Below are 12,092 nucleotides of genomic sequence, written 5' to 3' on the forward strand. Positions count from 1 at the left end.
TCAAAAGCCACGAGTGCGTAGCCGACGCAGGCAGGTGCCACATTGGGCATCCTGCCCAAGGTGGCACCCGGCGCACGTCCATGTGCGCCGCCCTTCGGGTGTCCATCGGTCTCGCGAGTAACAAGCGGCGCCGGGCAACGGCTAAAAGCAAAGCCGGAGCAAAGCGAAGCAGAAGCAGAGCGAAGCGGAAGCAGAGCGAAGCCGAGGCCAAGCAAATTCGAAGCAGAGCCAAAGCTAAGCAAAGCCGAAGAAAAATCTCGGCAACGGCAACGGCAACGGCAACGGCAACGGCAACACCGCCTCAATCGAACGCGAACGCATCCAACGCCAACGACCCCATCTCATGCGAACGATGAATCGTGCGCGCGGTCGGCGCATCGCCCGCGGCGCCCAGCGCCACGAACAACGGCATCAGATGCTCGACAGTCGGATGCGCATGACGCGCGTTCGGAGCCCGGTCATGCCAGTCGAGCAAAGCCTCGCGATCGCCCGCTGACAACTTCTCGTGCATCCACGCGCTGAAATCGGCCGCCCACGACGGCATCGGCGCGTCGCGCTGGCTCCAGTCCAGATCGCCCAGGTTGTGCACGAAGCCGCCCGAGCCGATCACCAAGACCCCTTCGTCTCTCAGTGCCGCCAGCGCTTGCCCCACGGCATAGTGTTGAGCCGCCGTCCCATACGGCATCACCGACAAGGGCACCACCGGAATGTCCGCATGCGGATACATGCGCCGCAACGGCACCCACACGCCATGATCCAGACCGTGGTTGTCGCGCAGCTTGGCGTTGAGGCCGGCGTCGCTCAGGCGCGCGGCGATCTGTTCGGCCAGGCGCGGCTGGCCCGGCGCCGGGTACTGGATCTGGTACAGCGGCGGCGGAAAGCCGCCGAAGTCGTGCACGGTGTGCGGCTTGTGATGGCCGCCGACCATCGGCCGGTCGGTCATGAAGTGCGCCGAGGCGATCACGATCGCGCGCGGCCACGGCAATTGCTGGCCCAGCGAATCCAGGAAGCGCCCGGCGGGCGAATCCTCCAGCGCCAGCATCGGCGAGCCGTGGGAAAGGAACAGGGTCGGAAGACGGGTCGGGATGTCCATGCACTGAAGGGTGATCCTCGCCCGGACGATTTCCAAGTTGAGCCGGCGCGCAGGATCGTTCTGTTGTTGCGACTAATTCGCAACAACGGGGCTGATTGTTGAGTTTCGGGACGATGCGCCACGCAAGCTGAAATTTGCCTGCAAGCGCGCACCGGAAATCCGTCGTCCCGCCGCGAGCCCGCGGCCTGGCAAAATAGCGGGCTCACTCACCCGTCCGCAGGCCCCGTGCACATGAGCCACTTCGACATCCGTTCGACCGTCCGCCCCGATCCCGACAAGCCGATGGTCGATATCGCCGACTACGTCGCCGATTACCAGATCGATTCGAAGGAAGCCTTCGACACCGCCCGCTACATGCTGCTGGACTCGCTGGCCTGCGCCGCATTGGCGATGGACCATAAGGAATGCCTCAAGCACCTGGGCCCGCTGGTTCCGGGCGCGCAGATGAGCGGCGGCGCGCGCGTGCCGTACACCTCTTATGAGCTCGACCCGGTCCAGGCCGCGTACAACATCGGCGTGCAGATCCGTTGGCTCGACTTCAACGACACTTGGCTCGCGGCCGAATGGGGCCATCCGTCGGACAACCTCGGCGCCATCCTCGGCGTCGCCGACTACCTGGGCCGCAAGGCCGAGGCCGAAGGCGGCAAGGCCATGACCGTGCGCGACGTGCTCGGCCATGCGATCAAGGCGCACGAAATCCAGGGCGGCTACGCGCTCAAGAATTCGTTCAACCGGGTCGGCCTGGATCACGTGATCCTGGTGCGCCTGGCCTCGACCGCGGTCACCACCCAGATGCTGGGCGGCAACAAGGAAGCGATCGTGACCGCCGTGTCGCATTCGTGGATCGACAACGGCGTGCTGCGCACCTACCGCCACGCGCCGAACACCGGCCCGCGCAAGAGCTGGGCCGCCGGCGACGCCTGCCGCCGCGCCGTCACCCATGCCCTCAACGCCGTCAAGGGCGTGGTCGGCTACCCGAGCGCGCTGTCGGTCAAGACCTGGGGCTTCTACGACATCGCCTTCAAGGGCAAGCAGTTCGAGTTCGAGCGCCCGTTCGGCAGCTACGTGATGGAGAACGTGCTGTTCAAGATCAGCTTCCCGGCCGAGTTCCACGCCCAGACCGCGGTCGAGTGCGCGATGAAGCTGCACGGGCAGGTCAAGGACAAGCTGGACCAGATCGAGCGCGTCGAACTGGAAACGCAGGAAGCCGGCGTGCGCATCATCGACAAGACCGGCCCGCTGGCCAACTACGCCGACCGCGACCACTGCCTGCAGTACATGGTCGCCGTGCCGCTGATCTTCGGCCGCCTGACCGCCGACGACTACGTGGACGCCATCGCCGCCGACCCGCGTATCGACGCCCTGCGCGACAAGATGACGGTCAAGGAGAACGAGCAGTTCACCAAGGACTACTTCGACCCGGACAAGCGCTATATCGGCAACTCGGTGCAGGTGTTCTTCAAGGACGGCTCGTCCACCGAAAAGGTGTCCATCGACTTCCCGATCGGCCACCGCAAGCGCCGCGCCGAGGGCATCCCGGTGCTGATGGCCAAGTTCGAAGCCGCCGTCCGCGCCAAGCTGCCGGCCGCCCAGGCCGACCGCCTGCTGGCCCTGGCCAACAACCCGGCCGAGCTCGAAGCCCTGCCGGTGACCCAGTTCATGGCCCTGTTCGCCCAGCCGGCGAAGTAAACCGGCCGGTCATTCGCACTCGAGAAGTGCAGTTCGTTGCTGAACGGGCTGCCTTCTCAAACCTGAATGGATTGCGACTCAATCCCAGAATTCATGGAACCGAATCGAATGTTAGACGGTTGTTAACACCGCTTTCACGTTGGCAAACCTACTCTCTCGCTCGATGGCGTCATCCAGGCAGCCGTCCTGAACGGTAGAAACCTCGCAGACGCGGTTTCCATATTTTTAGAACCAGGAGCTACAACAATGAATAAGAAACTCCTCTGTGCCGCCTTGCTCGGTGGCCTGAGCATTGCGCAGGTCGCCAGCGCCCAGGATTTCGACGACCGTTGGTACATCACCGGCGCGGCCGGCATGAACATCCAGGACAACGATCGCGGCACCCGCAACGCTCCGTTCGGCGCCATCGGCCTGGGTAAGTTCCTGAACAAGAATTGGTCGCTCGACGGCGAGCTGAACTATCAGAACCCGAAGTTCGACGACAACCAGGACGCCAACTGGAGCCAGTACGGCATCTCGCTGGACCTGCGCCGCCACTTCGTGACCGACGGCCGCAACTGGAACCCCTACATCCTGATGGGCCTGGGCTACCAGCGTTCGGAAGAGGAATATCTGCTTCCGTCGGTGCTGTCGCCGGGCAACCGTAAGGACGGCAACCTTGCCGCCAAGGTCGGCGTGGGTATCCAGGGCGACCTGGGCCGCGTCGGCATCCGCACCGAGCTGGCCTACCGCGCCGACTTCGACGACAGCAGCGTCGCTGCTCCGAAGGAAGACTGGTTCGGCGACGTGCTGGCTTCGGTCGGCATCGTGATCCCGCTGGGTCCGGAACCCGTCGCTGCCGTAGCCCCGCCGCCGGCGGTGGAAGTCGGTTGCGCGGACAAGGACGACGACGGCGACGGCGTCAACAACTGCGACGACAAGTGCCCCGGTTCGCAGGCTGGCCAGACCATCGGTCCGGACGGCTGCGCGGTGCCGGTCACCATCGACCTGAAGGGCGTCAACTTCGACTTCGACAAGGCGACCCTGCGTCCTGACGCGGTGTCGATCCTCAACGAGGCCGCCGAGATCCTGAAGCGTTACCCCGACCTGAAGGTCGAAGTCGCCGGTCACACCGACCTGTGCGGTAAGGATGAGTACAACCAGAAGCTGTCGGAGCGTCGCGCCAAGGCTGCGTACGACTACCTGACCAGCAATGGCGTGGATGCCGGCCGCCTGACCGGTCCGGTCGGCTACGGCGAGAGCCGTCCGCTGGAATCGACCCCGCAGACCTTCCCGGCCTGCAAGAGCGAAAAGAACCGCCGCACCGAGCTCAACGTCCAGAACTGATCGGACGAGCGGCGAGTGCGGGCCGTTCGCGGTCCGCACTGCAACACACTTCAGAAGCCCGGTCTCGCGCCGGGCTTCTTTTTATGTTTCATGCGCGGTCGTAATCATTTTCGAAAATAAGACTTGCACCGCATTTTGTTTCCAAATATCGACCGTTCGTCGGGCCGAGTGAACCGCAGTGGGCGTATTGCGTGCGGACGCGTTACACACAAACCGACTTGCATTCGACTGAACTACGTTAAGTGGTATTAACAAACTTGCTGAGCGTGTATGATCCCCCCGCCAGTGACCGCGGTGCTAGGCCTTGCCAGTGCTGAAAGTGTCTCTGTCACAAGAGTCAGCGCCGCAGAAGACTGTCCCGATCACACAGTCCCGATCACCCCCCGTTCCGATCGATCTGAAGGAGTTACACATGAAGATTCGTATGTTGAGCACCGCCCTGTTGGCGGGCTTGGCTTTCTCGCAGGCTGCCAGCGCGCAGGATTTCGACGACCGCTGGTACGTCACCGGCGCCGTCGGCATGAACATCCAGGACAACGACCGCGGCACCCGCAACGCTCCGTTCGGTGCGATCGGCCTGGGCAAGTTCTTGAACAAGAACTGGTCGCTCGACGGTGAGCTGAACTATCAGAACCCGAAGTTCGACGACAACCAGGACGCCAACTGGAGCCAGTACGGCATCTCGCTGGACCTGCGTCGCCACTTCGTGACCGACGGCCGCAACTGGAACCCCTACATCCTGATGGGCCTGGGCTACCAGCGTTCGGAAGAGGAATACCTCCTGCCGTCGCTGCTGTCGCCGGGCAACCGTAAGGACGGCAACCTTGCCGCCAAGGTCGGCGTGGGTATCCAGGGCGACCTGGGCCGCGTTGGCATCCGCACCGAACTGGCGTACCGCGCCGACTTCGACGACAGCAGCGTCGCTGCTCCGCAGGAAGATTGGTTCGGCGACGTGCTGGCTTCGGTCGGCATCGTGATCCCGCTGGGTCCGGAACCCGTCGCTGCCGTGGCTCCGGCCCCGGTCGTGGAAGCTGGTTGCGCGGACAAGGATGACGACGGCGACGGCGTCAACAACTGCGACGACAAGTGCCCCGGTTCGCAGGCTGGCCAGACCATCGGTTCGGACGGCTGCCCGGTGCCGGTCTCGATCGACCTGAAGGGCGTGAACTTCGATTTCGACAAGGCGACGCTGCGTCCGGATTCGGTGGCCATCCTCAACGAGGCCGCTGAGATCCTGAAGCGCAACCCGAGCCTGCGCGTCGAAGTCGCCGGTCACACCGACCTGTGCGGTAAGGATGCGTACAACCAGAAGCTGTCGGAGCGTCGCGCCAAGGCCGTGTACGACTTCCTGACCAGCAATGGCGTCGATGCCGGCCGTCTGGCCGGTCCGATCGGCTACGGCGAGAGCCGTCCGCTCGAGTCGACCCCGCAGACCTTCCCGGCCTGCAAGAGCGAAAAGAACCGCCGCACCGAGCTCAACGCTCAGAACTAAGCGGCAAGCGCGGGCCGTTCGCGGCCCGCACTGCAAGACCTGGAAGCCCGGCCTCGTGCCGGGCTTCTTTTTGTGTCCGCCCGCGCGGGGCGACGGACGGTTGCGCAATCGCCGCGCGCGCTTGCGCCGCGCAATTGCGGCCGCGTCCAGGAAACGCCGATAAGCGCCTGATTTTGTGGGTTGTCCGATCCCGCCGCCGCGCCTACACTGGCGCGCATCGTACAAAACGCGCGTAGTGGCTTCGCCTTCGCGCCGAACCCGGAGAAAGAGCCCCATGCGCCGATTGCTTGCCGCCACGTCGTTGATCCTGATCGCCGGAGCGGCGCAGGCACAGAGCGCCGCCAACTGCGCATCGCTGACCGCCTCGCGCGCGCAGCCGGTGCAGCCCACGCTGATCGCGCCGATCGCGCCGGAACTGGTCGCGCCTTCGCATCAGCTCGGCGCGCCGACCGGCGTGCTCTCGCAGGCCTTGGACGAGGCGCTGTCGGTCGATCAGGTGCTGCTGCGCATTCGCCTGGACGGCTGCAACGTCGCCAAGGCCACGCCGGCGTCTTCCGGCATGCCCTCGGCCAACGATCCAGCCGCGTACAAGCCCAAGACCGAATTCGACAACACCCCGTGGCGCTTCGACATGAGCCAGGGCGGCAAGCGCATGACCGCCGATGAGTTCAGCGCCTGGATGAAGGCCAAGGGCGTGCGCGTGGCCAAGGGCAGCGGCACGGCCGCCGCCGCGCCGGCCCCGGCCGTCGAGCCCGTACCGGCGCCGGCGCCGGCCGACGACAAGAAGAAAAAGAAGTAAGCCTCGCCGGCGACGGCGGACACGGACGGTCGCGGGCCTTGCTCGCGGCCGTTTTGTTTTGTGGGGCGGCGGCGTCATTCGGTGGATCGGCGCGCGAGGCGGCTCTGCGGCCGCGGCGGCTGCGATAATGCCGTGGCGAGTTCGGTGTCGCCTTGCGTGGCCGCGGATGGCGCGCTGCGGTGCCGGCAGTCTGTGGGCAGCGGACATCGACGCGAATGGATGCCATCGCTCGGCGCGCATCGGATTCGAGCGATGCTTCGCCCTTTGATGATCGCGACCCGATAACGTCCCGCCTGGCCGGCACCGCGCGGACGCGATCGCCCGATGCTTCGGCAGCCGCCGCACACAACACCAAGCCACATCGCCTCAGGATCGCGCCGCTTGAACAAATCCCCGCCCCGATACGGCCTGGCCCGCGTGCTGTCCAAGCAGGGCCTGTGCTCGCGCAGCGAGGCGGCGAAGTGGATCGCGGCCGGGCGGGTGTCGGTGGACGGCCGGATCGTGCGCGACGCCGAATTCCCGATCGTGCAGGGCCGCCATCGCATCCGCGTGGACGAGCAGGCGCTGGACGCCGCGCCGCGGCTGTATCTGATGTTGAACAAGCCGCGCGGCCTGGTCACCACGGTCCAGGACGAACGCGGCCGCGACACCGTGTACCGCTGCCTGGACGAGGCCCGCATCGACGGCGCGCCGTTGCCGTGGCTGGCGCCGGTCGGACGGCTCGACAAGGCCAGCGAAGGCCTGCTGCTGTTCTGTAACGACCCGCAATGGGCCGCGCGCATCACCGACCCCGAACACGGCCCGGACAAGACCTATCACGTCCAGATCGACGCGATCCCGAGCCCCGGGCAACTGGCCGCGCTGCACGCGGGCATCAGCGAAGACGGCGAAGACGGCGAACTGCTGCGGGCCAAGTCCGCGACGGTGCTGCGCAGCGGCGAGAAGAACGCGTGGCTGCAGATCGTGCTGGATGAAGGCCGCAACCGGCAGATCCGGCGCCTGCTCGCCGGGTTCGACTTGAACGTGTTGCGGTTGATCCGGGTGGCGATCGGCGACCTGCAGTTGGGCGAATTGCCGAAAGGGCAGTGGCGTGTGCTGGACGATGAGGATTTGCAACGCCTGCAATGATCCGCCGGCCGCGCGCGCCCGCCGCGCGATGATCGCGACAGCCACGTGAAGATGCCCGCTTCGAACGGAGCCAGCCGCAACGAATTCCGCGACCTGCTTCCGCGCAGCGGAAATTCGACCGCGATAACGGTCGGCATCGGGGATGGGGTGTAGATTCGGCCGCGACCATCAGTCGCAATCGCCGGCGTGGACATTCCGCCGGCATGCAACACGGACGTGATTCGTTTCGACAAGGAGGTGCAGCGCCGGCCCGGGTTCGCCCGCGCGTGGAGGCCGACATCGAACATGCATACCACCACGGCGCCGCGTGCCCCGCGCGGCGACATCGTCTTGTTCAAATGGAGAAACACGATGTCTTATGGAACCGCGACTCTCACGACCCCGGCCCCGCGCGCTGACCGTATCGGCCTGATCGCAGGCATGAAGCTGCTGTTGTTGTCGCTGTTGATGATGTTCAGCAGCGGCGTATTGGCCGATCCGACCGCGGCCAGTCAGTCCTTGAGCATGGCCAAGCAACGCTTCGAAGTGGTCAAGCTCGATCACCAGATCGCCAAGCTGCAGCTGCAACAGGGCAATACGAACGCCGCCCGGACCAGCTTCATCATGGAACAGATCGAGGCGGCGGGGTTGACCGCGAACCTGATGCGGCTGTTGAACGACAACCAGGACACCTTCGATCGCGGCTTGTATCGCGACGGCAACAGCCAGCAGCGGGCGATCACCTTCACCTCCATCGCCAAGCAGCACTGCCAGGTGCTGGAAACCCAGCTGATGGTCCTGAGCATGCAGCCGACTTCGCAGATCGACCTGATCATGGCCGAGATGTCGATGACGCAGCTGACCCAGGATCTGCGCAACATCGAACAGGCGATGGCCGATGCGCAGCGATAAGCAGCGTAGCGACCGCCGTTTCGGCTGATCGCGGATACCGGCGCGCGCCGCACGGCTGCTGCCGCTGCGGCGCGCTTCGGTGATTCTGATCCGTTCGCATCGGCCGCATCCTTGCAGTCATCGACGCTGCGCTCAGGCCTTGATGACCCCAAGCTCGCGCCCGATCTTGATGAACGCCGCGATCGCGCGATCCAGGTGTTCGCGCGTATGCGCCGCCGACATCTGCGTGCGGATGCGCGCCTGGCCCTGCGGCACCACCGGGAAGAAGAAACCGATCGCGTAGATGCCTTCTTCGAGCAGGCGCGAAGCGAACTTCTGCGCCAGCGGGGCATCAAACAACATCACCGGGCTGATCGGGTGCACGCCGGGCTTCACGTCGAAGCCGGCCTTGCTCATCTGCTCGCGGAAATACGCGGTGTTCTGCGCCAACTGCTCGCGCAGATCGCCGGCGGCCGACAGCATTTCGAACGCCTTGATACCCGCGGCCACCACGTGCGGCGGCAACGAGTTCGAGAACAGATACGGACGCGAACGCTGACGCAGCAACTCGATCACTTCCTTCTTCGCCGTGGTGAAACCGCCGAGCGCGCCGCCCATGGCCTTGCCGAGGGTGCCGGTGAAGATGTCGATCTTGTCCATCACGCCCTTGACCTCGGCCGAACCGCGGCCGCTGGCACCGAGGAAACCGGTGGCGTGGCATTCGTCGATGTGCACCAGCGCGCCGTACTTTTTAGCCAGCGCGGTGATTTCGTCGAGCGGGGCGATGAAGCCGTCCATCGAGAACACGCCGTCGCTGGTGATCAGCTTGGTTTTGCAACCGGCGGCGTCGGCGGCCTGCAGCTGCTTTTCCAGGTCGGCCATGTCGCAGTTGGCGTAGCGGAAACGCTTGGCCTTGCACAGGCGCACGCCGTCGATGATCGAGGCGTGGTTGAGCGCGTCGGAGATGATCGCGTCGTTCTCGCCCAGCAGCGGCTCGAACAATCCGCCGTTGGCGTCGAAGCAGGCGGCGTAAAGAATCGTGTCTTCGGTTCCGAAGAAATCCGAGATGGTTTTTTCCAGCTGCTTGTGAAGGTCTTGCGTACCGCAGATGAAGCGCACCGAGGCCATGCCGAAGCCGTGCGTGTCGAGCGCGTCTTTCGCCGCCTGGATCACGTCGGGGTGATCGGCCAGGCCCAGATAGTTGTTGGCGCAGAAGTTCAGCACGGTGCGGCCGTCTTCGAGCGTGATTTCCGCCGACTGCGGGCTGGTGATGATGCGCTCGGACTTGAACAGGCCCTGGGCGCGGATTTCGTCCAGGGTGTCGGCGTAGTGCTGCGTGAGGCTCGGTGCGTCGGACACGGGCGGCATTCCGATGAGGGGAAGGCCGCCATTCTAGTCCAGTCGTCCGCGCGCGACTTTGCGCCGGCGCGGCGGCGCGGATTCAGGCGGTCACGGTTTGGCGCCGGCGCCGGGCCCGGGATAATGCTGCTGCAGCCACTGCGACCATTGCTTGTTCAATACCGGCAGGCTGGCGGGCAGGCCGTATTGCGCGCCGTCGCGGCCCAGCCAGTCTTCCAGGCTCTTGCCCGCGGCGAGGGATTCGGCCAGCGCCGTCAGCGTGCCGCGCTGGCTGTTTTCGCGCAGGAAATCGATCCAGACCTGGGTCTGCGCGTAATAGCCGGCCATGCGCAGGAACATCGGATTGCTGTCGATCGAGAAACTGATGCTGACCCGGTTGGCGTCGGAGCCGGAATTGAGCTCGTCGGGCAGGTTCGGTTCGGTCAGGCGCGGATGCGGCGCGTTCAAGAACGCATCCAGCGGCTGGACCTGCGCGTTCTTGAGTTCGCCAGCGGCCATCTGCGCGAACATGGCGCGGCGGCCTTCGGTCGTCGGCGCCGGTTCCATCAGCATCGCCACGCCCTCGTCGAGCCAGTCCGGCGCCGGGCCGCCGTAGCGCAGATGGTCGTGCGCGAACGATTCGCGCGGCCAGAACGCGGCGATGAACAGATGGTGGCCGACCTCGTGCTGGATGGTGCCGGAGGTATCGCCGGCGATGCGCTTGGCGAAGTCGTTGGCGTAGCCGCGCGAGGCGCTCACGCGGGCGTTGGGATGTTGCTTCTTGTACTGGCGATGGATCTGCTTCTGGATTTCCTGGCGCATGCTGGCGGCGCTGACCCAGGGCAGCACCCACAGCGCGCCGTGTTCGCGCAGCGCCGCGGTGGCATCGTCGGGCAGGGCCTGGTCGTAGTCCAGCGCGACGATCGCGCCGACGCTGGCCTTGCGCGAGAACACGCGTTCGAACTTGGCCGCCGCCTGGCGCGCGGCGTCGGCGAACATCGCCGCCTCGGCGTCGTCGCCGGCATAGAACCAGCCGTGTTCGGTGGCCACGCAGCGCAGGGTCTTGGGCAGGTTGTCCGGCAGCGCGGGGCAGGGCGGCGGGGCTTGCGCGAACACCGGCGAGACGGCGGCGAGCAGGGCGCAAAGCGGTAGCGACAGCGACAGGCGCATAACGATCCTTGTTGAGGTTCCGCGCGCAGCATGCCGCAATCCCGGGCCGGGATCACCCCTTGCCGCCGGCCAACGAAAAGGGCGGCCTCGCGGCCGCCCTGGTCGATCGTGCGATCGCGTCGCGAGCGGTCAGTTCCAGCTCAACACGACCTTGCCCGCCTTGCCCGCTTCCATCAGGTCGAAGCCCTTCTGGAAATCGTCGATCGGCAGCTGATGGGTCAGCACCTTGCCGAGCGGGAAACCGCCGAGCACCAGCTGGGTCATCTTGTACCAGGTCTCGTACATCTTGCGGCCGTAGATGCCGTGCAGGGTCAGGCCCTTGAAGATGATCTTGTCCCAGTCCGCGCCCGCGCCCTTGGGCATGATGCCGAGCATGGCGATCTTGCCGCCGTGGTACATGCAGTCGAGCATGTCGTTGAACGCGCGCGGGTTGCCGCTCATTTCCAGGCCGACGTCGAAGCCTTCCATGTGCAGGTCGGCCATCACGTCCTTGAGCGACTGGTTGGCGACGTTGACCACGCGGGTGGCGCCCATGTCGGCGGCCAGTTTCAGGCGGAAATCGTTTACGTCGGTGACGACCACGTTGCGCGCGCCGATGTGCTTGCAGATGCCGGCGGCGATGATGCCGATGGGGCCGGCGCCGGTGATCAGCACGTCTTCGCCGACCACGTCGAACTCCAGCGCGCAATGCGCGGCGTTGCCGTAGGGATCGAAGAACGCGGCCAGCTCGCTGGGGATCTGGTCCGGGATCGGCCACAGGTTGCTGGCCGGCATGACGATGTATTCGGCGAAGGCGCCGTTGCGGTTGACGCCGATGCCGGTGGTGTTCGGGCACAGGTGCTGGCGGCCGCCGCGGCAGTTGCGGCAATGGCCGCAGACGATATGGCCTTCGGCCGAAACGCGCTGGCCGGGACGGTAACCGACCACGCCGGGGCCGAGATCGACCACGCGGCCGACGAATTCATGCCCGATCACCAGGCCGGGCTTGATCGTGCGCTGGCTCCACTCGTCCCACAGGTAGATGTGCAGGTCGGTGCCGCAGATCGCGGTCTTTTCCAGCTTGATCAGCACCTCGTTCGGGCCGGGCACGGGCACCGGCACTTCTTCCAGCCAGATGCCCTTGCCGGCTTCGCGCTTGACCAGGGCCTTCATCATTTGCGTCATGGGACTCGATTACCTAGGGGCCG

10 protein-coding genes are annotated in these 12,092 nt (G+C 65.5%); 6 read left to right on the top strand and 4 right to left on the bottom strand.

Going from position 1 to position 12,092, the window contains the following annotated elements; translation table 11 throughout:
• Window positions 1-301 precede the first annotated feature (301 nt).
• A complete protein-coding gene (locus J7J50_RS04600; protein WP_215056309.1) occupies window positions 302-1,093 on the bottom strand; it encodes a class III extradiol ring-cleavage dioxygenase in 792 nt (263 codons plus the stop codon).
• Between the two features lie 231 nt (window positions 1,094-1,324).
• Here J7J50_RS04600 and J7J50_RS04605 point away from each other — a divergent pair, with 231 nt between their 5' ends.
• The 6 genes from J7J50_RS04605 to J7J50_RS04630 all read left to right on the top strand — a co-directional run bounded on the left by J7J50_RS04605 (window position 1,325) and on the right by J7J50_RS04630 (window position 8,418).
• Window positions 1,325-2,782 carry a bifunctional 2-methylcitrate dehydratase/aconitate hydratase gene (locus J7J50_RS04605; RefSeq protein ID WP_215056310.1) on the top strand — a complete coding sequence of 486 codons (1,458 nt, stop codon included), beginning with the start codon at window positions 1,325-1,327 and terminating at the stop codon, window positions 2,780-2,782.
• 246 nt (window positions 2,783-3,028) lie between these two features.
• Window positions 3,029-4,108, top strand: coding sequence for an OmpA family protein (locus J7J50_RS04610; protein WP_215056311.1), 1,080 nt, complete (start codon window positions 3,029-3,031; stop codon window positions 4,106-4,108).
• Window positions 4,109-4,520: 412 nt separating this feature from the next.
• Window positions 4,521-5,600, top strand: coding sequence for an OmpA family protein (locus J7J50_RS04615; protein WP_215056312.1), 1,080 nt, complete (start codon window positions 4,521-4,523; stop codon window positions 5,598-5,600).
• A 274-nt stretch (window positions 5,601-5,874) separates the two neighbouring features.
• Window positions 5,875-6,399 (top strand): hypothetical protein, encoded by a 525-nt coding sequence (locus J7J50_RS04620; RefSeq protein ID WP_215056313.1) that lies wholly within the window; start codon window positions 5,875-5,877, stop codon window positions 6,397-6,399.
• A 324-nt stretch (window positions 6,400-6,723) separates the two neighbouring features.
• Window positions 6,724-7,527 carry a pseudouridine synthase gene (locus tag J7J50_RS04625; RefSeq protein ID WP_215056314.1) on the top strand — a complete coding sequence of 268 codons (804 nt, stop codon included), beginning with the start codon at window positions 6,724-6,726 and terminating at the stop codon, window positions 7,525-7,527.
• A gap of 420 nt (window positions 7,528-7,947) precedes the next feature.
• Window positions 7,948-8,418, top strand: a complete 471-nt coding sequence (locus tag J7J50_RS04630; protein WP_215056315.1) for a hypothetical protein — start codon at window positions 7,948-7,950, stop codon at window positions 8,416-8,418.
• 132 nt (window positions 8,419-8,550) lie between these two features.
• On the opposite strand, the gene kbl is transcribed toward J7J50_RS04630, so the two are convergent.
• From kbl to tdh, 3 genes are all read right to left on the bottom strand, one after another.
• Window positions 8,551-9,756, bottom strand: coding sequence for a glycine C-acetyltransferase (kbl, locus tag J7J50_RS04635; protein WP_215056316.1), 1,206 nt, complete (start codon window positions 9,754-9,756; stop codon window positions 8,551-8,553).
• Between the two features lie 90 nt (window positions 9,757-9,846).
• Window positions 9,847-10,905: a hypothetical protein gene (locus tag J7J50_RS04640; protein ID WP_215056317.1), complete on the bottom strand. Its 1,059-nt coding sequence runs from the start codon at window positions 10,903-10,905 to the stop codon at window positions 9,847-9,849.
• A 129-nt stretch (window positions 10,906-11,034) separates the two neighbouring features.
• Window positions 11,035-12,069, bottom strand: a complete 1,035-nt coding sequence (tdh, locus tag J7J50_RS04645; RefSeq protein ID WP_187313142.1) for an L-threonine 3-dehydrogenase — start codon at window positions 12,067-12,069, stop codon at window positions 11,035-11,037.
• Window positions 12,070-12,092 lie beyond the last annotated feature (23 nt).

It is taken from the genome of Lysobacter sp. ISL-50, from assembly GCF_018612875.1.
GTDB lineage: Bacteria > Pseudomonadota > Gammaproteobacteria > Xanthomonadales > Xanthomonadaceae > Lysobacter.

Excerpts from the sequence above, each read along its gene's own strand:
- J7J50_RS04605 (WP_215056310.1), top strand. The coding sequence starts at position 1,325 with ATGAGCCACTTCGACATCCGTTCGACCGTCCGCCCCGATCCCGACAAG.
- J7J50_RS04630 (WP_215056315.1), top strand. The coding sequence starts at position 7,948 with ATGAAGCTGCTGTTGTTGTCGCTGTTGATGATGTTCAGCAGCGGCGTA.
- J7J50_RS04615 (WP_215056312.1), top strand. The coding sequence starts at position 4,521 with ATGAAGATTCGTATGTTGAGCACCGCCCTGTTGGCGGGCTTGGCTTTC.
- J7J50_RS04600 (WP_215056309.1), bottom strand. The coding sequence starts at position 1,093 with ATGGACATCCCGACCCGTCTTCCGACCCTGTTCCTTTCCCACGGCTCG.
- tdh (WP_187313142.1), bottom strand. The coding sequence starts at position 12,069 with ATGACGCAAATGATGAAGGCCCTGGTCAAGCGCGAAGCCGGCAAGGGC.
- J7J50_RS04640 (WP_215056317.1), bottom strand. The coding sequence starts at position 10,905 with ATGCGCCTGTCGCTGTCGCTACCGCTTTGCGCCCTGCTCGCCGCCGTC.
- J7J50_RS04620 (WP_215056313.1), top strand. The coding sequence starts at position 5,875 with ATGCGCCGATTGCTTGCCGCCACGTCGTTGATCCTGATCGCCGGAGCG.
- J7J50_RS04610 (WP_215056311.1), top strand. The coding sequence starts at position 3,029 with ATGAATAAGAAACTCCTCTGTGCCGCCTTGCTCGGTGGCCTGAGCATT.
- J7J50_RS04625 (WP_215056314.1), top strand. The coding sequence starts at position 6,724 with ATGCTTCGGCAGCCGCCGCACACAACACCAAGCCACATCGCCTCAGGA.